This is a genomic window from Streptomyces sp. NPDC104313 (assembly GCF_055583985.1).
Window position 1 is genome coordinate 538188 of the sequence record NZ_JBVJMW010000001.1, and the last position, 21632, is coordinate 559819.

Below are 21632 nucleotides of genomic sequence, written 5' to 3' on the forward strand. Positions count from 1 at the left end.
TCGGCGTTCTCCGGGGCCGGTGGGCTCAGTTCTCCCAGATCTTGAAGGCTCGCACCTGGTACGGGGACCGGGGCGTCCAGGTGCCGCCGCCGGGGTACGTCTCGAACTCCCCTGTCTCCGCGCACTCGGCGGACTGGTAGGTGGTGACGGGCCGGCCGGTGCGGTTGGCGAGGGACTGGGCGTCGCCACCCTTCGGCAGCGGGGTGCAGCTCTCGATGTCCACACCGGAGAGTTCGTAGGCGTGGCGGGCCCCGGTGAAGTCGGGCTTCTTCCAGAGACAGAGGCTGCCCGCCTCACAGCTCCCGAGGCCGACGCCCGGGGACCGTTCGGGGGCCGCTGCCGCCCGGTCGTGGGCCAGGGCCTGGGGAACGAGTGCGGTGACGGCCAGGGCGGCCGCGGCGAGGACGGTCGTACGCATGATGGATCAACCCCCGTGGTTGGTCGGTACTGTTCTTCCGCCGCTCACTCTGCGTCACCATGCGCGGTGTGCGGAAGCGGGACCGGGGGGCTCCACCCTGATAGGCGAGAGCCCCGCCGAAAGGATTCGGCGGGGCTCTGACCTGCGCTGTGTTGACGGTCTGCGCTGCGCTGACGAGCGGCTTCGTGTTGACGACCGGCTTCGTGTTGACGGTCTGCGTCGTGTTGACAGCCTGCGCTGTGTTGAGGACCGGCGCTGTGTTGAGGACCGGCGCTGCTTCGAGCGTCAGATGTGGCCGACTCCGGCACCCGCCTCGGCGTTCGCGCCGCGCTTGGTGAGGGTGGCGACGAAGGCCGCGATCACGGCGACGACGCCCGCGACCGTGAAGGCCAGGCCCATGCCGGACATGAACGTGTCGTGGATGACGCCGCCGATGCGGTCGATGATGTCCGGCGTCATGCCCGGAGCCTTGGCGAGCGCCTCGGCCGGGACCATGCCGAACTCGGCGGCCTCCTCCAGCTTCGGGTCGGGTGCGCCGGGCAGGCCCGCGCCCGCCCAGTTGTCCGCGAACTCGGAGCTGACCTTGGAGGACATGACCGCTCCGAGGACGGCCGTGCCGAGCGCGCCGCCGACCTGCATGGCGGCCTGCTGGAGGCCGCCGGCCACGCCGGACAGCTCCATGGGCGCGTTGCCCACGATGACCTCGGTGGCGCCGACCATGACCGGGGCGAGCCCGCAGCCGAGCAGGGCGAACCAGAGGGACATCGCGAAGGTGCCGGTGGAGTCGCTGAGCGTGGTCATGCCGAACATCGCGGTGGCCGTGCAGACCATGCCGCCGACCAGCGGGACCCGGGGGCCGAACTTGGTGATCAGCAGGCCGGCGACCGGCGAGGAGACGATCATCATGGCGGTCAGCGGCAGCAGGTGCAGACCGCTGTCGACCGGGCTGAGGCCGTGGACGCCCTGGAGGAAGAACGTCACGAAGAAGAGGCCGCCCATGAAGGCGAAGGCCATCAGCATCATGAGGACGACACCGGCCGTCAACGGGACGGAACGGAACATCCCCAGCGGAACGAGCGGTTCCTTCACCTTGGTCTCCCAGAGACCGAAGGCGACGAAGAGCAGGATCGCGAGGCCGAGCCACGCCCAGGTGCGGCCGTCACCCCAGCCCCAGGACTCACCGGCCTTGATGATGCCCCAGATGAGGGAGAACATCGCGCCCGAGAGCAGCGCGATGCCGAGGACGTCGAAGGAGCGCGGCGCGTTGGCGGCGCGGTGGTCCTTGAGGATCACCAGGCCGAAGACGAGCGCGGCGACGCCGACCGGCACGTTGATGAAGAAGACCGACTGCCAGCTGACGTGCTCGACGAGCAGGCCGCCGACGATCGGGCCACCCGCGGTGGACGCCCCGATGACCATGCCCCAGATGCCGATCGCCATGTTCAGCTTCTCGGCGGGGAAGGTGGCCCGCAGCAGGCCGAGTGCGGCCGGCATCAGCAGGGCGCCGAAAAGGCCCTGGAGCACACGGAAGAGGATGACCAGCGAGATCTCGCTGGAGAGACCGATCGCACCGGAGGCGACGGCGAAGCCCGCGATGCCGATGAGGAAGGTCTGTCGGTGGCCGAAGCGGTCGCCCAGCTTGCCCGCGGTGATCAGGGCGACGGCGAGGGCGAGCAGATAGCCGTTGGTGATCCACTGGACGTCGGCGAGCGAGGCGCCGAGGTCCCGTTGGATCGCGGGGTTCGCGATGGCGACGATGGTGCCGTCGAGGGCGACCATCATCACGCCGATGGCGACGGCGAAGAGGGTCAGCCAGGGGTGGCCGCGCAGCCCCTTGACCGGGGCGGGTACTGCTGTGTCTTCGGGCTCTCGCGGCGCCTTCTCGACGGTGGTCTGACTAGTCATACAGCGAGACTAGTGACAGCCACTGACAGTTGACAAACCAATTCACAAGTCAGTAACTGTCACGTAGCTCACACCTGGCTCACACTATGCTGAGCTGGGCAAACACGGAAGAAGAGGAACCAGTACGTGACCGACGGGCAGACAGTAGAGCCCCGAGCCGGACTGCGTGAACGCAAGAAACAGCGCACCCGGGACGCCCTGGTACGCGCCTCCCTCGAACTGTTCACCACCCAGGGGTACGAACGCACCACCGTCGACGAGATCGTCGACGCCGTGGAGGTCTCCCAGCGCACCTTCTTCCGCTACTTCGCGAGCAAGGAGGACGTCACCTTCGCCGTGCAGGAGATGGTCGAGTCCCGCTTCATCGAGGAGCTGCGCCGCCGCCCCGCGGCCGAAGCCCCCTTCGAGGCCATGCGCCGGGCGGTGCTGTGCGCGTGGAACAGCATCGGCGAGGCGATCGAGGAGGTCGTCACCGTCGATCTCCATATGCGGATGTACCAGATGATCGAGTCGACCCCCTCCCTGCTCGCCGCGCACATGCGGCGCGGAGTCGCCCTGGAGAACCAGGTCGCCCTGCTGATCGCGGAGCGCGAGGGGCTCGACGTGGAACGGGACCCCCGGCCGCGGGTGGCCGTCGCCGCGTTCTCCGCGGTGATGCGGGTGACCGGCCAACTGTGGGGCCGGGGGCTCGATCCGAGCGTGGACGCGCTGCGCGACCTGACCGAGGAGTATCTCGACCAGCTCGCCCCGGCCCTCGCCCGGGACTGGGGCCGGGAGTAGCGCACCCACCGACGGGCGTCGGGAGCAGCACGCTCCTCGGGCGGGCGTCGGGAGTAGCACGACCTCGGGACCGCGGTGACCCTGCGTGAGAATTCCATGATGAATCCTTCGCGGACGGGTGATGTACCTCACCCGCATCACGGTGGTCGGCACGCGTCTCCTAGGGTGTGGCGCAGTGACTTCCTTCGACACCTCACCCACGTTGACCGCATGGCGCGCTCTGCTCGCCGTGGCGGTGGTGTTCGTGATGCTGGCGACGACGGGCTGGAACGCCGTCCGCGATCAGCGCTCCGACGAGCCACGCGAGCTCGCGCTCGCCTCCTGGGCGAGGGACCGGATAGCCGGCCGCCCGCTGCCGGACGTCGATGCTCCCGCCTACCGGCTGGCCCATTTCTTCGCCACACTCACCTCGGGACAGCGAATCGCCCTCGCGGGCAAGTACCCGTCGGTGGTGGGGAATCTGAACGGCGCTCCGGTCACCCTGCGCTACCACGCCAACCGGCTGGCTCTCCGACAGGCCGTGGCCGTGGAGAAGACGCGGACGCACGACGCGAAGCTCTCGCCGGACGGCCGCGGTGAGGCGGAGGCCCGTCTCGACCGGTTCCGGTCGATGCTCACGGGCGGGCGCCAGATCCTGGCTTTCGATCCCTCCGGGAGGGGCCGTGCGGCCGAGGTGTTCGGGAATCTCGACCGGGCCGCCCGGGTCTCCGTCGTCGTCCCGGGCGTCGACACCCATCTGCTGACCCTGGAGCGCAGCACACGCGCGTACCGGGCCCCCGTAGGCATGGCCAAGTCCCTGTACGAGGCGGAGCGCTCGGCCTCCCCGGGCACCCGTACGGCCGTCATCGCGTGGGCCGACTACACCTCCCCGGCCGGCCTCGGCATGGACGCGGCGCTGGGCGGGCTCGCGGCGAACGGTGCGGTCCGGCTGAACGCGATGGTCGGCGCACTGCCCGGCGCCTCGAAGGTCTCGTTGTTCTGCCACAGCTACGGCTCCGTGGTGTGCGGGGTGGCCGCGCACCGGGCGCACGACCGGGTGGCCGACATCGCGGTCGCGGGCAGCCCCGGCATGCGGGCCGCCAACGCCGGGCAGTTGGGGACCGGCGCCCGGATCTGGGCGACGCGGGACGGGGACGACTGGATCGGGGACGTACCCCATCTGGAGTTCGGCGGGATCGGTCACGGGGCCGACCCCGTCGACCCGGCCTTCGGCGCGCGGATCCTCTCGGCGGCCGGTGCCGCCGGGCACAGCGGCTACTTCGAACCGGGAAGCGAGAGCCTGGACAACTTCGCCGCGATCGGCGTCGGAGCGTACGGGGCGGTCAGCTGCGCGAGTGCCGGCGGCACCTGCCACAAGGGTATTTCCGGCGAGCGGGACGGCTGACGCGCGTAGAGGTCGGTGTCGGGCGGATTAATCGGGACTTGCTCCGAGGGGGGACGTGGGCGACTGTGCCGCATACGATGAGGCACATGGGTGATGTGCTGGCCGGAATTCATGCCACCTGGGAGTTCGACACCGACTCCGTGCTCATCCGCTTCGAACGGGGCATCCGCACACCGAAGCTCTTCCAGAGCCTGCGGGAACGCCGCATCCCGTATGCGGCGTTGTCGTCGGTGGTGCTGACCCCCGGCAAGCGGGGCACGGTGGTTCTGCGTGCCGTGCCGAGAGCAGGTGCCGATCCTCTGGTGGAGGCTGCCTCCGGGCAGCTCAAGGAGGGGTGCGACCCCTACCGTCTGGTGCTTCCGGCGGAGCGGGAGGTGCTCGCCGAGTACTACGCGGACGAGCTGCGGGCTCTGCTGGACCCGGCGTCCGGCGAGAGCGCCGACCGCTTCCTGGTGGCGGCACCCGAGGCCCCGATGAACTTCAAGGCGTACGACGGCCGGGCCAGCTTCGACGGCGACCGGATCTCCTTCCGGTGGTCCTGGACCGGGGCCTCCAGCGCCAAGTGGAAGGCCGGCGACCAGAGCTTCCGGGTGAGCGAACTGGCCGGAATCGTATGGCGCTCGCCCGAGGCGCTGGACGGCTATCTGCGTCTGGTGCCCCGCGCGGCGGCTCCGGTCGACCACCGCGCCGGCGGCAGTCTCGGCGATCTTCACGGTCCCGGCAGCCGCGGGGACGCGGACGACGGGACGCCCGCGGGCCTGCCCGCCGAGCCTCCGGCCGCCCGTGCGGACCAGGATCCGGCGGCCGTGCTGTTCGGGCTGGGCTACGGGCCGGTGCACGAGTCGCTGCCCTTCGCCGCCGCCGTCCTGGAATCCGTACGCCGGACCCAGCCCGCGCCCGCCGCCTCCGCCCCGGTCCTGGTGAACGCGGGGCGGCGCGATCCGGCGGACATCGCCGAGCGGATACATCACCTCGGCGAGCTGCATCAGGCCGGACTGGTGACGGACGCCGAGTACAGCGCGAAGAAGGCCCAGCTGCTCGCGGAGTTGTGACCCCGCGCCCCCGTGCACTCGTCGGGGGCGCCACCCGTACCGGACTGTGACCCCGTACCGGGGTATGAGGCGAACCTGCCGGGGGCCGCGACCCCGGTATGACGCCCCCGGGCCCCCGGCCTGCCTAGGCTGACCGGGCCATGTCCACTTCCCCCGCCGGGCCTCCGCCGCCCGCCGACGGCCTGCTGAGCGCCGCCCGCCGCAATCTGCGCGAGCTCGCCCACGGACTGTCCCACGCGTCCCATCCGTCCACCCCGCTGCTGGCAAAAGCCCCGAAGCGGTGGCAGCGGCTGCTGCCGTACGTCGTGGTGCTCGCCCTGACCGCGACCTTCATTCCGGTCACCATCAACGTCCTGACCTCGCAGTACGGCGTACCGGGGGCACTGGCCGGGGCGCTCGGGGTGGCCCAGGCGGCCCCGTTGCTGATGCTGGCCCACCGGCCTCTCCAGGCGTGGTGGATCATCTTCCCGGCCGACATCGCGGGCGCGTTGGTGCTGCTGGCCCACGCCCCCGGGCGGCACGACACCTGGCCGTGGCCCCCACCGACCCTGGTCGCGTATCTCTTCCTGCTGCTGGCCCTCGGCCTGCGCGAGACCCGGCGGACCGTCGTCGGCGTATGGGTGATGACGGCAGCGGCCGGGGCCGTGATGCAACTGCTCGCTCCGGCGGGCCGCAGCACCGGCAGCGCCCTGCTGCTGCCGATCCTCGGGGCGGTGGTCCTGGTGATCGGCGGCGCCGTACGGGAGCGGAGCGAGGCGACACGGCGGCTGGCGGAGCAGGAGACGATCAGCGAGGCGGAGCGGGCGCGGCGCACGCTGCTGGAGGAGCGGACGCGGATCGCCCGTGAGCTGCACGACGTGGTCGCGCATCATATGTCGGTGATCACCGTGCAGGCCGACTCCGCGCCGTACCGGATCTCCGGGCTCCCGGAGACCGCGCGGGAGGAGTTCGCCTCGATCGCGGCGGCCGCGCGGGAGTCGCTCGGCGAGATGCGGCGGCTGCTGTCGGTGCTGCGCAGCGACGGCACCGAGGGCGACCGGGCGCCGCAACCGGGCCTGGACCGGCTCCAGCAGCTGGTGGAGGCGACGGTACGGGCCGGGCTGCCGGCGGAGCTGTCGCTCGCGGCGGATCTGGGTGAGGTGTCGCCGGCGGTGGATCTGTCGGCGTACCGGATCGTGCAGGAAGCGCTGGCCAATGTGGTGCGGCACGCGCCCGGGGCACGCACCCAGGTCTCGGTCCGGACCTCCGCGGGCCATCTGAACGTCCTGGTCGTCAACGGCCCCGCGCCGAAGCCCGCCGCCGCACCGTTGGAGAGCGCCGGTACCGGGCACGGGCTGGTGGGGATGCGGGAGCGCGTACGGTTGACCGGCGGCACGCTGGACACCGGGCCGCTGCCCGACGGCGGATTCCGGGTGGCCGCCCGGATGCCGCTGCCTCCGGCCATGTCGCCTTCCGTCCCACCCCCTTCGGAGGACCTGTGACCATTCGCGTGATCATCGTCGACGACCAGGCCATGGTGCGGGCCGGGTTCGCGGCGCTGCTGGCGGCGCAGAGCGATATCGACGTGGTGGGCGAGGCGGCGGACGGCCGCCAGGGCATCGACGTCAGCCGCAACCAGCACCCCGACGTCGTCCTGATGGACGTCCGGATGCCGGAGATGGACGGACTGGCCGCCGCCCGCCGGCTGTTGAACCCGCCGGTGGGGGTGGTGCACCGGCCGAAGGTCCTGATGCTCACCACGTTCGACGTGGACGACTACGTGTACGAGGCGCTGCGTGCCGGCGCGTCCGGGTTCCTGCTGAAGGACGCCCCGCCCGCCGATCTGATCGCCGCGGTACGGGTGGTGGCGGCCGGGGACGCGCTGCTCGCGCCCTCGGTGACCCGGCGGCTGATCGCCGACTTCGCGGCGCAGCGGCCCGCCGGGGCGACGCGCGGCGGCCAGGCACTCCGGCTCAACGGGCTCACCCCGCGCGAGAGCGAGGTGCTGGAGCTGATCGCCCGGGGGCTGTCGAACCAGGAGATCGCGGGGCGGCTGGTGCTGGCCGAGCAGACCGTCAAGACACACATCGGGCGGGTGCTGGCCAAGCTGGAGCTGCGGGACCGGGCGCAGGCGGTGATCTTCGCGTACGAGTCGGGGCTGGTGACACCGGGGGACGCGGGCGCGTAGTCGAGGCCTCGCTGTGCGGGGCGTCGTGGGCGCGTAGTCGGGGCTCGCTGTGCGGGGCGTCGCGGGCGCGTAGTCGGGGCTCGCTGTGCGGGGCGTCGCGGGCGCGTAGTCGGGGCCTCGCTGTGCGGGGCGTCACGGCGCACAGCCGGGCCCCTCACCGTGCGGGGCGTCGTGGGCGGGTGAGCCGCCCGCCGTACGGGTCTTCGCCGGCGTGGGACGCGCCCTCGCCGTACGCCCCGTGAGCCGCCACCGCCGTACGGGACTTCGCGGGTGCGCCGCCCCGGTTCGCGCGTACGCCTGGCCCACCCCCTACCCCGGTAGCATCCCGCGGTTGGCTCCCCGGTGTGACGCCCCCTCACCCGTCCTCTTCCTACCTTCCTCCCGGTCGCACCGGTCGGTGCGGATCCGGAGAGGGAGGGCACACGATGCGCCGATACGCGAGGACCCTGGTCGCTTTCGCACTGGCCACCAGCGTGGTGACGGGAACCGCGGGCTGGGTTTCGGCGGATGCTCAGCAAGCGCTGACCGGACCGCCGCCGGGCAGTTCGCAGTGGCGGGCGGACCGGGCGCTGGGGACGGAGCTGCCGGATCCGGAGCATGCCACACCCACCGAAGTCGCTTCGTTCTTCTCCGGGTTGGGCGACGACGAGCGGCAGCTCCTGCTCGCCCGCCATCCGTCCGTCGTCGGAAATCTCGACGGTGCGCCCCTCGAACTGCGCTACCGCGCCAACACCCTCACGCTGGCCGCCGAGGACGATCCCCGCTACCGCTCGCTCGCCGCCCCCGGCCGCCAGATCCTCGCGTTCGACCCACGCGGACGCGGCCAGGTCGCCGAGGTCTTCGGGGACCTGCGCACGGCGCTCCGGGTCTCGGTGGTGGTGCCGGGGTCCGACAACGACGCCGGGACCTTCGACCGGAAGGCCGCCGCCCACGGGGCCCCGGTCGGCATGGCCAGGACCCTGCACACGGCGGCCGGTCCGGGGACCGCCGTCATCGCCTGGGTCGGGTACACCACCCCGGTGGGCGTCGGCCTCGACGCGGCCACCGGCGCCCTCGCCGAGGCGGGGGCCGGGCGGCTGGCCCGGTTCACGGAGGGCCTGGCGGCGGACGGGCTGCCCCGGGCCGCCGTGTTCTGCCACAGCTACGGCTCGGTGGTCTGCGGCCTGGCCGCGCACCGCCTCCCCGTCACCGACCTGGTGGTCCTCGGCTCCCCCGGTATGCGCGCCGACGACGTGGGCGCGCTGCGGACGAGCGCCCGGGTGTGGGCGGCGAAGGACCCGACCGACTGGATCGACGACGTGCCGAACGTGCGCTTCGCGGGCCTCGGCCACGGGACGGACCCGGCCGATCCGGCGTTCGGCGCCCGCCGTGTGCCGGCGGACGAGGCCCGGGGCCATGCAGGTTACTTCGAGCCCGGGACCGATTCGCTGCGGACCTTCGCCGCCATCGCGCGCGGCGACGCGCCGGAGGCAGCCCCGGAGGCGGAAGCCGCCCCGGCCCCGGAAGGCGTGGCCCGATGAACGCCCTGCCGAAGGACGGCCGGCGGCTCGCGGCCCGTATCGACGCGTCCACCCCCGCCCACCGCGACCGGGCGGTCGACGGCCTGCGGGCGCTGGCGCTGCTCGCCGTGCCGCTCGGCCACTGGATGCTCGGCGGGTTCCGGCTGGACGCCGACGGCCTGCACAACGCGAGCCCGCTCTCGACGTTCGCCGGGCTCGCGCCCGCGAGCTGGGTGCTCCAGATGCTGGGGATCTTCTTCCTCGTCGGGGGGTACGCCTCGGTGCTCTCCTTCCGCCGCCGGACCTCGACGACGGCCGCCTGGCTGGGCGGCCGGCTGGCCCGCCTGGGCCGGCCGGTGCTCGGGGTGACCGCCGCCTGGGCGGTGCTGCTCGCGGTGGGGTCCGCGCTGGGCGTACCCGGCGACACCCTGCGTACGGGGTCGACGCTGGTGATCCAGCCGCTCTGGTTCGCCGGGGTGTACACCGTGGTCACCGCCCTCACCCCGGTCTGCGTCACGCTGGCTCGGAGGCTCGGCGGGTGGGCGGCGCTGCCGCTGCTGGCGTCGGTCGCGGTGGTGGACTTCCTGCGCTACGGGCCCTTCGCGGAGGCGATGCCGTCCTGGCTGAGCATGCTCAACATCCTGCCCGGCTGGCTCTTCGCCTATCAGCTGGGCGTGTCCTGGGGCGAGGGGCGGATCGGAAGGTGCGGGGCCCGGCTGCTGCTGATCGGCGGCGGGGTGCTGTTCGCCACGCTGCTGCTCGCCTTCGACTACCCGGCGTCGATGGTCGGGGTGCCGGGCGAGGCGCGGACGAACTCGCATCCGCCGTCGCTGCTGGTGGTGGCGCTGGCGGCGGCGCAGAGCGGGGCGGCGATCCTGCTGCGCGACCGGCTCGGGCGGCTGTTGTGCAAGCCGTTGCTCTGGGCGCCGGTCGTGGTGATCAACCTGTCCGCGATGACGATCCTGTGCTGGCACCAGACCGCGATGCTGGCCGCCGCCGTACCGGCCTCGCTCGCCGGGGTGGGGACGGCCGTGGCGGGGCTGACGACCGCGCCGGACACGGTGGGCTGGATCCTCGCCCGGATCGCCTGGCTGCCGGTGTTCGCCGCACTGCTGGTGCTGATCGCCCGGTACGCGCGCCGCTTCGAGGCTCCGTGGCAGGCGGGCACCCGCGCCGCGAACGCCCGCCGTGCGCTGGCGGGGCTGCTCGCGGCGGGGTTCGCGGTGTTCGCGCTGGGGCTGGTGTGAAGGCCTTCAGGGGCGTGGCTCGGTCGTCACACCGTTCATGAACCGAGCGATCACCGCATACGGTTCCGGGCTACTCCCGCGCCGCCGACGTACTGCTCATGTCCGGGTAGCGGTCCCCCGCCACCCGGCCCGCGATCGGCTCCAGCAGGGCCAGCTCCTGGGCCGTCAGGGTCAGCCGGGTCGCCGCCACGTTCTCCAGCAGGCGGCTGCGCTTACGGGTGCCGGGGATCGGGACCACGTTCAGTCGGTGCACCTGGGCGCGCTGCTGGACCCAGGCGAGGGCCACCTGCGCGGCGGTGGCCCCGTGTGCGGCGGCGATTTCGTGGACGGGCTCCAGCAGGGCGGCGTTCGTCCGGGCGTTGTCGCCGTTGAACCGGGGCTGGCGGGCCCGGAAGTCGCCCGCGGAGAGGTCCTTGCCCGCGTCGGTGAAGGAGCCGGTGAGGAAGCCCCGGCCGAGCGGCGAGTACGGCACGAGCGTGACGCCCAGCTCGGCCGCCGCGCCGACGGCGCTCTTCTCGATGTCCCGGCTGAAGAGGGACCACTCCGACTGGAGGGCGGCGATCGGGTGCACGGCGTGCGCCTCGCGCAGCTCGGGACCGGTCACCTCGCTCAGCCCGATCTGCCGGATCCTGCCCTGTTCGACCAGCTCCGCCAGCGCGCCGACCGATTCGGCGAACGGGACGGCCGGGTCGCGGCGGTGCATGTAGTAGAGGTCGATGACGTCGGTGTTCAGCCGGCGCAGGCTCGCCTCGACGGCGGTGCGGATGTACGCGGGGTCGTTGCTGATCGCCCGGTACTTGGGGTCCTCGGTGCGGATCATGGCGAACTTGGTGGCGAGGGTGATCTCGTCCCGGTGGGCCCCGACGAACGGCGCGAGGAACTCCTCGTTGGCCCCGCGCCCGTAGGTGTCGGCGGTGTCGAAGAGCGTGACGCCCGCCTCCAGGGCCGCGTCCAGGGTGTCCCGGGCGGAACGCTCATCGGTGTCGCCGTAGAACTCGCTCATGCCCATGCAGCCGAGGCCCTGGACGCCGACAGGCGGCCCTCCGGCGCCCAGCTCCACGGTGGCGATCGTGTCAGCGGTCATCAGGCGCCCTTCCTCTCCGGGGCCCGGCGGGCGCCCGCGTAGAACTCGATCTTGTGGTCGAGGACGGCGAGGGTGTCATGGAGCTCCGCGATCCGCGTGACCACATCGCGGCGGGTCGCCTCCAGCAGTTCCCGCCGTTCCTCGAAGGTGGACGGGCCCTCGCGCAGCAGCTCCGCGTACCGCACCATATCGGCGACGGGCATCCCGGTCAGCCGCAGCTTGCCGACGAAGGCCAGCCAGTCGAGGTCGCGGTTGCTGAACCGGCGCTGGCCGGTGTGCGAGCGGTCGATATGGGGCATGAGCCCGATGCGCTCGTACCAGCGCAGGGTGTGCGCGGTGAGCCCGGTGAAGGCGACGACCTCGCTGATCGTGTAGCTGTCCTCGCCCGTGGGGCGGGGGTGCGGCTTCGGGGCGGCCGTGCAGGCATCCACCGCCGGTGAGGGCCGTGGGTGTGCGATGGTCGCGGGAGTGCTCCGGGAGGTTCCGTCGATCACCGTCATGTACTCCACGCTAAATCCTTGGAGTGCACTCGAAGCAAGGGGGGGAAGAGCTCGACGCGGGCGGGAACGGCAGGTCTTCTCGGGCCGGGCACTTGCACGGGCGGACGGACGGGGCGACGGGGCGACGGGAAGCACATCGAAGATGAAGGATTGTTCATCTTCGCTTCATGTTCTGACCGTCCGGGACAGTCAGGGTGAATACATGGCTTTCTCACCTCGTCTGGCGGCCCTGGCAGCCGTCGTCGCCGTGCCCCTAGGCATAGCGGCCACCAGCTATGCCATGACCGACACCTCGGAAGCACCGAAGGTGCCTCCCTCCGTCCAGCTGGAGGAGAGTCCGCGCGGCACACCGCCGCCGACGAGCGGTGTCACGTCACCGACCGACGCCCCGGCGCCGAGCGGCTCCCCCACTCCTCCTTCTACGCCTTCCCCCACCCGTACAGCGGACAGCTCCGTCGTCCCGGGCCCCTCGGCGGCCGACGACGACGATGACGACGACTTCGGTGATGACGGTTAGCCTTCCGAGGATTTCCGCCCGGGTACGGATCCTGCTGTGGTTGCTGGTCGTGATGGCGGTCGCGCTGGGCGCGGTCGCCGTCACCGTGCGTTCGATCCTCCAGCGGGACGTGGACCACCGCATCAGCCAGCTGCTCACGCAGGAGACCGGCGAGTTCGCGAACTTCGTGCCGCAGGGGGTGGACCCCGACACCGGCGGCCGGTTCGCCACCACGGACAAGCTGCTCCGCGTCTATCTGGAACGGCAGTACGCGGACCCCGACGAGGAGCTGCTGGGCCTGACCGGCCGGCCCGGGGACCGCCCCGGCGTCATCCGGCAGGTCCGCGAACTGCCCCCGGAGACCGCCCTGTGGCAGGACCGTGCCTCGCTCCGCCGGATCCACGCCTCCAAGGACTCCTTCGGGACCCTGGAGCGCCCGCAGGGCGAGGTGCGCTGGGCCAAGGTCAAGATCGGACCGTCCGCGGGCGGGCTGCCCGGCGCGTTCGTCGTCGCCTTCCACCCGGAGCGCGAACGGGCCGTCGCCGACAAGACGTTCTGGACGCTGCTCGCCCTGTCCGGTGTGGCGCTGCTGATGACGACCGGGATCGGGTGGGCCGTCGCCGGACGCATCCTCGCGCCCGTCCGGATCGTCCGGACGACGGCGGCGGAGCTGACCGAACAGGACCTCACCCGCCGCATCCCCGTGGAGGGCCGGGACGACATCGCGGCCCTCGCCGAGACGTTCAACGCGATGCTCGACCGGCTGGAGCGGGCGTTCACCTCGCAGCGGGTCTTCGTCGACGACGCCGGACACGAGCTGCGCACCCCCATCACCATCGTCCGGGGCCACCTGGAGCTGATGGGCGACGATCCGGCGGACCGGGAGGAGACGGTGCGGCTGGTCACGGACGAGCTGGACCGGATGAGCCGCATCGTCGAGGACCTGCTCCTGCTCGCGGGGGCCGAGCGCCCCGACTTCGTACGCCCCGAACCGGTCCAGCTCGCGGAGCTGACCGCCGACGTGTTCGTGAAGGTGCGGACCCTCGGTGACCGGGAGTGGCAGCTCGACGGCGTCGCGGACCTCGAAGTGCGCCTGGACCCGCAGCGGATGACGCAGGCGATGGTGCAGCTCGCGCAGAACGCCGTCCAGCACACCGTGCCCGGCCAGCGCATCCGGATCGGCTCGCGGGCCGAGGCGGACCTCGTCGAACTGTACGTCGCCGACCACGGGCCCGGGATTCCGCCGGAGGACGCCCGCGTGATCTTCGAGCGGTTCCGCCGGGGGACGTCCCGGCGCGGGACCCGTACCAGCGGCGCGGGGCTCGGCCTCGCCATCGTCAAGGCCATCGCGGAGGGCCACCACGGCCGCGTCGAACTACGCCGGACCGAAGGCGGCGGAGCCACCTTCGTACTCACGCTGGAGAAGGACTCATGAACCGCATCCTGATCGCCGAGGACGAGGAGCGCATCGCCTCGTTCGTCCAGAAGGGGCTGCGCGCCAACGGCTTCACCACGGTCGTCGCCGAGGACGGGGACCTGGCGCTGGGCCACGCCCTGACCGGCGGGTTCGACCTGATGGTGCTCGACATCGGCCTGCCGGGTCGGGACGGCTTCACCGTGCTGCGGGAGATGCGCGAGGCCCGCGTCACGCTGCCGGTCATCGTCCTCACGGCACGCGACTCCGTACGGGACACGGTGGCCGGGCTGGAGGGCGGGGCCGACGACTGGATGACGAAGCCGTTCCGCTTCGAGGAGCTGCTCGCCCGGGTACGGCTGCGGCAGCGCACCGCCGCCCGCGCCCCCGAGGTCACCATGTTGCGCAGCGGCAGCCTCGCCCTGGACCTGCGGACCCGGCGGGCCCGCGCGGGCGAGCGGACGGTGGATCTGACGGCGCGCGAGTTCGTGCTCCTGGAGATGTTCCTGCGCCACCCCGGCCAGGTGCTCTCCCGCGAGCAGATCCTGTCCCATGTGTGGGGGTACGACTTCGACCCCGGCTCCAACATCGTGGACGTCTACGTGCGCGCGCTGCGCCGGAAGCTGGGCGCGGAGCGGCTGGAGACGATCCGGGGCATGGGCTACCGCCTGCCCTGAGCCCCGGTCCCGGCCCCGACCCCGGACCCGACCCCGACCCCGGCCCCTCGATCGACAGCCTCGTCCCGTGTGCCCGGGGCGGGGCCGTTCGCTGTCGCGGGCCACCCCGGGCCGCGAGGTGTGAGCCGCCCGGACCCGCCCCTGGCCCTGGGGGGGTTCGACCGGGCCCCGGGTGGGTGCGATCCGCTCGGCGGACTTGATGAAAAGGCCTTCACCGGACACTCATCGGGCGCTCACCCCGCCTCCGGAGTCTGTACAGCGTGCCTCTATCACTCCGGCAGACCGTCGGCCTCTGTGCCGTCCTCGGGCTCTGCGCTCTCCTCGCCGTCCCCGGCGCCGCCCCCGGCCTCAGCGTCGACGGCCGGTTCTCCCTCGCCGTCTTCGCCCTGGCCACGGCCGCCTGGATCGCCACTCCGGTGGACGACGCCTACATCGCGCTCGGCGCGGGCCTGGCGCTGACGGTCACGGGGGTGATCAGCAGCGAGACCCTGTTCGCCACCCTGGGCGACGAGACGGTGTGGCTGCTGATCTGCGCCTTCGTCCTGGCGGCGGCGGTGACCCGGACCGGTCTGGCCGGCCGGGCCGCCGTCTTCCTGGTCGGCGGGGCCAGGACCGTGCGCCAGCTGGTGCACCTGACCACGGCGGGACTGGTCGTCACCGCGTTCGCCGTGCCGGCCACGTCGGGGCGCGCCGCCCTCGCGCTCCCGGTGTTCCTGGCGCTGGCCGCCGCCCTGCGTGAGCGTGGCCGTCTGGTGGTGATGCTGGCGCTGCTCTTCCCCACGGTCATCCTGCTGTCGGCCGTCGCGACCCTGATCGGCGCGGGGGCGCACCTGATCACCGTCGGGGTGCTGTGGGAGCAGACCGGTGAGCAGCTGAGCTTCGTGCAATGGCTGGTGGTCGGGATGCCGTTGGCGGTCGTCTCCTCCCATCTGGCCGCCGAGCTGGTGCTGTTGACGACGACCCGGCGGTCGGACCGCAAGGGGCCTGTCACGATCACGGCGGCGCAGATCCAGGAGCACTCCGAGACGGCCGTCGAGGGCCCGTTCAGCCCGGCGGAGTCCCGGTGCCTGCTCCTGCTGGCGACGGTCGTCCTGCTGTGGTGCAGCGAACCCCTGCACGGGGTGTCGCCCGCCGTGGTCGCGCTCATCGGCGCGCTGGTGGCGACCTCTCCGGCGCTGGGGACCGTGCGCTTCAAGGACGGTCTGCGGACGGTTCCCTGGCCGCTGCTGCTGTTCATGGCCGCCACCATGGCGATGGGCGTCGCCCTCTCCGACTCGGGGGCGGCCGACTGGCTGGTGGGCTGGATACCCCTGGGGGCGTCCACGCCCCCCTGGGTGTTCCTGACCGGAGTGGTCGTCGTCAGCACGGCCGCCCATCTGGCGCTCCAGTCGCGCTCCGCCCGGTCCTCCGTGCTGGTCCCGCTGGTGGTCGCGGCGGCGGTCGGGGCCGGGGTCAACCCGGTCACGGCGGCGCTGGCCTCCACGGCCGCCGCCGGCTTCTGCCACACGCTGCCCTCGTCGGCCAAGCCGGTCGCGCTCTTCGCTGATGTGCCCGGCACCCCGACCTACACCCCGCGCGACCTCCTGCGGCTGTCCGCGTTCCTCGCCCCGCTCAGCGCGGCCCTCGTCCTCACCTTCGCCCTCGCCGTCTGGCCTCTGCTCGGCGTGCCCGTCCTTCTGGAGACCCAGCCATGACCCACCGCATCGCCATCGCCCCCAGTGGCTTCAAGGAGTCCCTCTCGGCCGCCCGGGTGGCCGAGGCCATCGCCGTCGGCGTACGGCGCGTGATCCCCGACGCCGATCTCGACCTCATCCCGCTGGTGGACGGCGGCGAGGGCACGGCCGAGGCGCTGGCTCTGGCGGGCGGCGGCCGGCTGGTCCCGGTCACCGCGACGGGCCCGGTGGGCGAGCCGGTCGCCTCGCACTTCGCGCTGCTGGGCGGCGGCGTTCCCGCGCCCGGCAGGACGACCGGCCCGCTCACCGCCGTGGTCGAGATGGCCGCCGTCGCGGGCCTCGCCCTGGTGCCGCCGGGCCTGCGCCACCCGGGCGCGACCACCACGTACGGCGTCGGCGAGCTGATCCGGGCGGCCTTGGACGCGGGGGCCCGGCGCATCCTCGTCGGCTGCGGTGACTCCGGTACGTCGGACGGGGGCGCGGGCGCCCTCCAGGCGCTCGGGGCCCGGCTGACCGACCGGCACGGCCATGAACTGCGCCGGGGCGGCGGGGCGTTGCACGAGCTGGAGCGCATCGACCCGTCCGGCCTCGACCCGAGGCTGGCCCGCACCGAACTGCTCGTGGCCTGCAACCCGTACAACGTGCTGTGCGGGAAGCGCGGAGTGGCCCGGGTGTTCGGGCCGCAGAAGGGGGCGACCCCGGCGGAGGTGGAGCTGCTCTCGGCGGGCCTGGAGCGGCTGGCCGCCGTCCTCACCCGGGACCTCGCCCCGGCTTTCACCCCGGCGACCGGAGTCCCGGTCGACCTGCGCACGGCCCCCGGCACGGGTGCGTCGGGCGGCCTGGGGGCCGGCCTCGCGGCCGTGGGAGCCCGCCTGCTCCCCCGTTACGACGTCCTCCTCGACGGCCTCGACCTGGACGCGCGCCTGGCCCGCGCCGACTTCGTGATCACGGCGGAGGGGGCGCTCGACCACCAGACCGTACGGGGGAAGATCCCGGCGGAGGTCGCCCGGCGGGCTCACGCCTCCGGGGTGCCGGTCCTGGTGCTGGCCGGGACCATCGGGCCGGGCGCGCAGGACGTGCGGGCGGTGGGCGTGGACGCGTACAGCTCGATCCTGCCCGCGCCGATGACGCTGGTGGAGGCGATCGGCAGGAGCGGCGAGTTCCTGGCCGACGCCACGGAGCGCGCGATGCGGATCATGGCGCTCGGCACCCGGCTCGCGCCACTGGCCGCGTGAGGCGTACGCCCGGGAGCCCCGGGGCTCCCGGGGCCGGGGCCCCGGTGGCAGGCGCGACCGTTAGGCTCGGAGCCATGGAGAGCCTGCGCATCATCGACACCTGGCCGGTCACGACGGCGGCGGCGGCCGTCGTCCGGGCGGACGGCACGGTCCTCGGCACGCACGGGCCGGCCGACCACCGCTTCCCCCTCGCCTCGGTCACCAAGCCGCTCGCGGCCTACGCGGCGCTGGTGGCGTACGAGGAGGGGGCCATCGAGCTGGACGAGGCGGCCGGACCCGAGGGCTCCACGGTGCGCCATCTCCTCGCCCACACCAGTGGCCTCGCCTTCGACGAGCACCGGGTGACGGCCCCGCCCGGCAACCGCCGCCTGTACTCCAACGCCGGCTTCGAGGTGCTGGGCGACCACATCGCCAAGGCGTCCGGCATCCCGTTCGCGGAGTATCTGCGCCAGGCGGTTCTGGAGCCCCTGGAGATGACCTCGACCACGCTGGACGGCTCCCCCGCCCGCGACGGCGTCTCCACCCTGGCCGACCTGGTCCGTTTCGCCGCCGAGGTGCAGGCCCCCCGCCTCCTCGACCCGCGTACGGTTCTTGAGGCCCAGAGCGTCGTGCACCCGGGCCTCAAGGGCGTCCTGCCGGGCTACGGCCACCAGAGCCCGAACGACTGGGGCCTCGGCTTCGAGATCCGCGACGCCAAGTCCCCGCACTGGACGGGCGACTCCTCCTCCCCCGCCACCTTCGGGCACTTCGGCCAGTCGGGCACGTTCCTCTGGATCGACCCGGTGGCGGGCGCGGCCTGCGTCACGCTGACCGACCGCGCCTTCGGCCCGTGGGCGGCACAGGCCTGGACGCCGTTCACGGACGCGGTTCTGGCCGAGCTGTCCTGAACCGGCTGCCGCCCAGCTCCGGCGGCGTCAGGCACTCGAACCAGACGGTCTTCCCGCTGCCGTCCCACTGCTTCACGATGCCCCAGTCGTCGGTGACGGCGTCGACCAGGACGAGCCCCCGGCCCCCGTCGTCCAGGGGGTCGCCCGTGATGGCGAGGGGCACGGCGGGGCTGCTGTCCGCGACCTCGACGCGTACGCCCTCGCCGCGCGGCAGCCGGAAGATGAGGGTCCTGCCGCGCCGATCGGGCACGTGTCGCACGACGTTGGCGATCAGCTCGGTGAGGGCCAGCTCCGCCGCGTCGGCGAGGAACAGCAGCTCCCAGGCCTTGAGGTAGAGCCGCAGGACGCACCGCAGATGCCGGGCGGAGTGCGCGCCGAGGGCGAAGTCGGCGCGGTAGACGGGCTCCCCGGGATCCCTCCGGGGGACAAGTACGTAGTTCATGCCACCAGGCTGCGACGGACTGGCTACGCTCGGCTACGTACCGAAACGAACGCCGCGAGGCGTTGCACCCGGAGGTCCATCCGTGGCCAACATCCAGACGCTCGATCCCGACGCCTCCCCGCTCGCCTACTACGGCGGGGAGTTGCGCCGCCAGCGCGAGGCCCAAGGCCTGACGCAGCCGCAGTTGGGCACCATCATCTTCTGCACGGGCTCGCTGATCGGCCAGGTCGAGACGACGAAGAAGATCCCCACCCGCGACTTCTCGGAGCGCGTGGACGCGGCGCTGGGCACGGACGGGACGTTCTCACGGCTGGTGGGACTGGTGCTGCGGAGCCAGCTGCCCACGTGGTTCCAGCCGTACGCGGACATGGAGGCGAAGGCCGCGTACATCTCGACGTACCAGGCGCAGGTGGTCTACGGGCTGTTGCAGACGGAGGAGTACGCGCGGGCGCTGCTCGCCCCCGGAATGCCCGACGACCCGGACAGGCTGGTGGCGGCTCGCATGGAGCGCCAGCGCATCCTGGAGCGCGAGAAGCCGCCGCTGGCCTGGGCGATCCTGGACGAGGCGGTGCTGTACCGGACGATCGGCGGCCCTGCCGTGATGCGCGCCCAACTCCAGAAGCTGTTGGATTTCTCGGCACACCGCTGGATGCGGATTCAGGTGCTGCCGTTCACGGCAGGTGAACACGCGAGCCTGGATGGCTCATTCAACCTCCTGCGTTTCGAGGACGACCTGGACATTGTCTACACCGAGGACCTCATCTCCGGCCACATGACAGCCAATCCTGAGACAGTCAGGGAGGGCTCGCTCCGATACGCTCACCTCCAGGCCGCCGCCCTCTCCGTGGAGGAATCGGCGGCGCGGATCCGCCGCGTGATGGAGGAACGTTATGCAGACCAGCACTGACCTGAAGAGCGCGGAATGGCGTAAGTCCAGCTACAGCGGCACCACCGGCGGCGACTGCGTCGAGTGCGCCGTGACCGGCGGCGCGGCCTGGCGGACCTCCTCGTACAGCGGCAGCACCGGCGGCTGCTGCGTCGAGACCGCCGTCGGCTCCCCCTGCGGGGCCGTCCCCGTCCGCGACAGCAAGAATCCGACCGGCCCCGCCATCGTCCTCGGGGCCCCCGCCTGGCAGGCGTTCGTGGACGGGCTGCGCTGACGGAGCCGTCAACGGGAGCGGGGTGGTACGGGCAACTGGTCCCCGTACCACCCCGCTTCGCGTCGCGACCGCGCTAAATGCGGTTGCCCGGGAATCGACACCTGGCATAGCTTCTCGCTGGCTCCGGGTGGTCCAGACCAGGCCTCGGGGTGTCGAGCTACGTCAACGGGACATCGATGACCGCGGAACAGGCCCTCCGACCCCCACCGAGCGACACCGAGCCGGGCATCTTCTCCCGACCGTACGCGGCGGCCACCCTGACCTTCGCCACGGTGATGTTCCTGACCGGCTTCGCCGCGCTGGCCGTGGTGCCGACGCTGCCGACGGCGGCGCAGGATCTGAACGGGGTGTCCCTGTTCCCCCTGGTGGCGGGCAGCTTCGTGGCGGCCAGTCTGCTCGGTGGTGTGCTGGGCGGGCACTGGGCGGACCGCTCGGGCGCCCGGCGTCCGCTGGCCCTGGGCATGATCCTCTCCGTGGTGACGCTGCTGGTATCGGCGTCCAGCGTCTCGGTCTGGCAGTTGGTGGTCGGCCGCTTCGTCGACGGTCTGGCGGCCGGGATGGTGGCGGTGTCGGTGACGACCGCCATCGGCCAGTCGTATCCGGAGTATCTGCGGCCCAGGATGCTCGCGATGATGAGCGCGAGCTGGATCATCCCGTCCCTGGTCGGGCCGCCGGTCGCCGGGGTGGTCGCCGAGGTGTGGTCCTGGCGGACGGTCTTCTACGGCCTGGCCGTGCTGACCGCACTGCCCGCGATCGCCCTGGTCGCCGTGTTGAGGAAGGCCCCCGCCGACGATGGGGCCCAGGCCCCGCCCGCCGACCTCCCGCCCGCCGGGGAACGCGCTTCCCGGCCGCCGCTGGTGGTCGCGGGGATGCTCAGTCTGGGCGCGGCGCTCGGCCAGTACGGCGTCTCGGGATGGGACGTGCGCCACTTGCTGTTCGTCGTCGTCGGCGTAGCGCTCCTGGTGGTCTTCGCGCCCCGCCTGCTGCCGAAGGGCACCTGGCGCAGCGCCCGGGGCCTGCCCACCGCGGTGCTGCTGCGCGGGCTGACCTCCGGTACCTACTTCACCGTCGAGGCGCTGGTGCCGCTGATGCTGATCACCGAGCGGCGGGTGGCGGCGGTGACGGTCGGCGTGGCGTTCACCGCCTCCGCCGTGCTGTGGGCGGTCGCGTCGTGGGCGCAGGGCAAGCTCCTCCAGGACGTCGCCCGGCACCGGCTCGTCACGGTCGGCGGCCTGATCATGGCGGCGTCCGTCGCCTTCGCCGTGGCGGGCAGCTTCTCCGGGGTCTCCCCGCTGCTCGCGATGGCGGCCATGCCGCTGGCGGCGATCGGGATGGGGATGCTCGATCCCTGCGTCACGGTGCTGTCGCTGTCCCACAGCGCACCGGACCGGCTGGGCCACACCACCAGCGCGATGCAGACCAACATGAACCTCGGGCAGGTCGTCGTCCTGGCGTTCGCCACCGCCGTGCTCAACGCCGGGCTGGCCGCGGGGACCAGCCGGCTGAGCGGCTACGCGATCACCTTCTCGCTCCTGCTCGTACCGACGCTGCTGGTCGCCGTCCTGGCCGTCCGCGCACGCAAGGACGTCGCCTGACACCTTCGCGGGGTGGA

At 72.6% G+C, this 21632-nt stretch carries 21 protein-coding genes; 16 read left to right on the forward strand and 5 right to left on the reverse strand.

Translation table 11 applies throughout. The annotated features are described in order from the left end of the window. Window positions 1-25: 25 nt before the first annotated feature. Together ACZ60Q_RS02405 and ACZ60Q_RS02410 are read right to left on the reverse strand one after the other, a co-directional pair. Window positions 26-418, reverse strand: a complete 393-nt coding sequence (locus ACZ60Q_RS02405) for a peptidase inhibitor family I36 protein (protein WP_469627153.1) — start codon at window positions 416-418, stop codon at window positions 26-28. A gap of 285 nt (window positions 419-703) precedes the next feature. Then, entirely contained in the window at window positions 704-2323 is a 1620-nt protein-coding gene (locus tag ACZ60Q_RS02410; protein ID WP_469627156.1) for an MFS transporter, read from the reverse strand. A gap of 126 nt (window positions 2324-2449) precedes the next feature. Here ACZ60Q_RS02410 and ACZ60Q_RS02415 point away from each other — a divergent pair, with 126 nt between their 5' ends. From ACZ60Q_RS02415 to ACZ60Q_RS02445, 7 genes are all read left to right on the forward strand, one after another. Then, window positions 2450-3103, forward strand: coding sequence for a TetR family transcriptional regulator (locus ACZ60Q_RS02415; RefSeq protein ID WP_469627159.1), 654 nt, complete (start codon window positions 2450-2452; stop codon window positions 3101-3103). Between the two features lie 175 nt (window positions 3104-3278). Further along, a complete protein-coding gene (locus tag ACZ60Q_RS02420; RefSeq protein WP_469627162.1) occupies window positions 3279-4487 on the forward strand; it encodes an alpha/beta hydrolase in 1209 nt (402 codons plus the stop codon). Window positions 4488-4573: 86 nt separating this feature from the next. Then, window positions 4574-5539: a DUF4429 domain-containing protein gene (locus tag ACZ60Q_RS02425; RefSeq protein ID WP_469627165.1), complete on the forward strand. Its 966-nt coding sequence runs from the start codon at window positions 4574-4576 to the stop codon at window positions 5537-5539. Window positions 5540-5679: 140 nt separating this feature from the next. Then, on the forward strand, window positions 5680-7020 hold the full coding sequence (locus ACZ60Q_RS02430) for a sensor histidine kinase (protein ID WP_469627168.1): 1341 nt from the start codon (window positions 5680-5682) through the stop codon (window positions 7018-7020). After that, window positions 7017-7706, forward strand: a complete 690-nt coding sequence (locus ACZ60Q_RS02435) for a response regulator (protein WP_469627171.1) — start codon at window positions 7017-7019, stop codon at window positions 7704-7706. The genes ACZ60Q_RS02430 and ACZ60Q_RS02435 overlap by 4 nt, the downstream gene beginning before the upstream one ends. A 425-nt stretch (window positions 7707-8131) precedes the next feature. Beyond that, window positions 8132-9226, forward strand: coding sequence for an alpha/beta hydrolase (locus ACZ60Q_RS02440; protein ID WP_469627174.1), 1095 nt, complete (start codon window positions 8132-8134; stop codon window positions 9224-9226). Beyond that, the gene (locus ACZ60Q_RS02445; protein ID WP_469627176.1) at window positions 9223-10452 is read left to right on the forward strand and encodes an acyltransferase family protein; all 1230 of its coding nucleotides are present in this window, start codon (window positions 9223-9225) and stop codon (window positions 10450-10452) included. The genes ACZ60Q_RS02440 and ACZ60Q_RS02445 overlap by 4 nt, the downstream gene beginning before the upstream one ends. A 70-nt stretch (window positions 10453-10522) precedes the next feature. Here ACZ60Q_RS02445 and ACZ60Q_RS02450 read toward each other — a convergent pair whose 3' ends face one another. Together ACZ60Q_RS02450 and ACZ60Q_RS02455 are read right to left on the reverse strand one after the other, a co-directional pair. Further along, window positions 10523-11536, reverse strand: a complete 1014-nt coding sequence (locus tag ACZ60Q_RS02450) for an aldo/keto reductase (RefSeq protein ID WP_469627179.1) — start codon at window positions 11534-11536, stop codon at window positions 10523-10525. Continuing rightward, the gene (locus ACZ60Q_RS02455; RefSeq protein WP_469627985.1) at window positions 11536-12036 is read right to left on the reverse strand and encodes a MerR family transcriptional regulator; all 501 of its coding nucleotides are present in this window, start codon (window positions 12034-12036) and stop codon (window positions 11536-11538) included. Before ACZ60Q_RS02455 ends, ACZ60Q_RS02450 begins: the two co-directional genes overlap by 1 nt. Before the next feature lie 202 nt (window positions 12037-12238). Between ACZ60Q_RS02455 and ACZ60Q_RS02460 the strand changes: the two genes are divergently transcribed. The 6 genes from ACZ60Q_RS02460 (at window position 12239) to ACZ60Q_RS02485 (ending at window position 18418) form a co-directional block, all read left to right on the forward strand. Continuing rightward, window positions 12239-12553 (forward strand): small hydrophilic protein, encoded by a 315-nt coding sequence (locus ACZ60Q_RS02460; protein ID WP_469627182.1) that lies wholly within the window; start codon window positions 12239-12241, stop codon window positions 12551-12553. Next, window positions 12543-13967: a sensor histidine kinase gene (locus tag ACZ60Q_RS02465; protein WP_469627185.1), complete on the forward strand. Its 1425-nt coding sequence runs from the start codon at window positions 12543-12545 to the stop codon at window positions 13965-13967. The genes ACZ60Q_RS02460 and ACZ60Q_RS02465 overlap by 11 nt, the downstream gene beginning before the upstream one ends. Then, entirely contained in the window at window positions 13964-14623 is a 660-nt protein-coding gene (locus tag ACZ60Q_RS02470; protein ID WP_469627188.1) for a response regulator transcription factor, read from the forward strand. The genes ACZ60Q_RS02465 and ACZ60Q_RS02470 overlap by 4 nt, the downstream gene beginning before the upstream one ends. Before the next feature lie 260 nt (window positions 14624-14883). Further along, entirely contained in the window at window positions 14884-16317 is a 1434-nt protein-coding gene (locus tag ACZ60Q_RS02475) for an SLC13 family permease (protein ID WP_469627190.1), read from the forward strand. Further along, window positions 16314-17531, forward strand: a complete 1218-nt coding sequence (locus ACZ60Q_RS02480; RefSeq protein ID WP_469627193.1) for a glycerate kinase family protein — start codon at window positions 16314-16316, stop codon at window positions 17529-17531. The genes ACZ60Q_RS02475 and ACZ60Q_RS02480 overlap by 4 nt, the downstream gene beginning before the upstream one ends. 74 nt (window positions 17532-17605) lie before the next feature. Then, the gene (locus ACZ60Q_RS02485; protein ID WP_469627195.1) at window positions 17606-18418 is read left to right on the forward strand and encodes a serine hydrolase domain-containing protein; all 813 of its coding nucleotides are present in this window, start codon (window positions 17606-17608) and stop codon (window positions 18416-18418) included. Here the strand turns inward: ACZ60Q_RS02485 and ACZ60Q_RS02490 are convergent. Beyond that, the gene (locus ACZ60Q_RS02490; RefSeq protein WP_469627198.1) at window positions 18387-18860 is read right to left on the reverse strand and encodes an ATP-binding protein; all 474 of its coding nucleotides are present in this window, start codon (window positions 18858-18860) and stop codon (window positions 18387-18389) included. The genes ACZ60Q_RS02485 and ACZ60Q_RS02490 overlap by 32 nt on opposite strands. Window positions 18861-18942: 82 nt before the next feature. Here ACZ60Q_RS02490 and ACZ60Q_RS02495 point away from each other — a divergent pair, with 82 nt between their 5' ends. The 3 genes from ACZ60Q_RS02495 to ACZ60Q_RS02505 all read left to right on the forward strand — a co-directional run bounded on the left by ACZ60Q_RS02495 (window position 18943) and on the right by ACZ60Q_RS02505 (window position 21615). Continuing rightward, window positions 18943-19767 (forward strand): helix-turn-helix domain-containing protein, encoded by an 825-nt coding sequence (locus ACZ60Q_RS02495; protein WP_469627200.1) that lies wholly within the window; start codon window positions 18943-18945, stop codon window positions 19765-19767. Next, window positions 19751-20020, forward strand: a complete 270-nt coding sequence (locus tag ACZ60Q_RS02500) for a DUF397 domain-containing protein (RefSeq protein WP_469627202.1) — start codon at window positions 19751-19753, stop codon at window positions 20018-20020. The genes ACZ60Q_RS02495 and ACZ60Q_RS02500 overlap by 17 nt, the downstream gene beginning before the upstream one ends. A 176-nt stretch (window positions 20021-20196) precedes the next feature. After that, complete coding sequence (locus ACZ60Q_RS02505) at window positions 20197-21615, forward strand: MFS transporter (RefSeq protein ID WP_469627205.1); 1419 nt, start codon at window positions 20197-20199, stop codon at window positions 21613-21615. Window positions 21616-21632 lie beyond the last annotated feature (17 nt).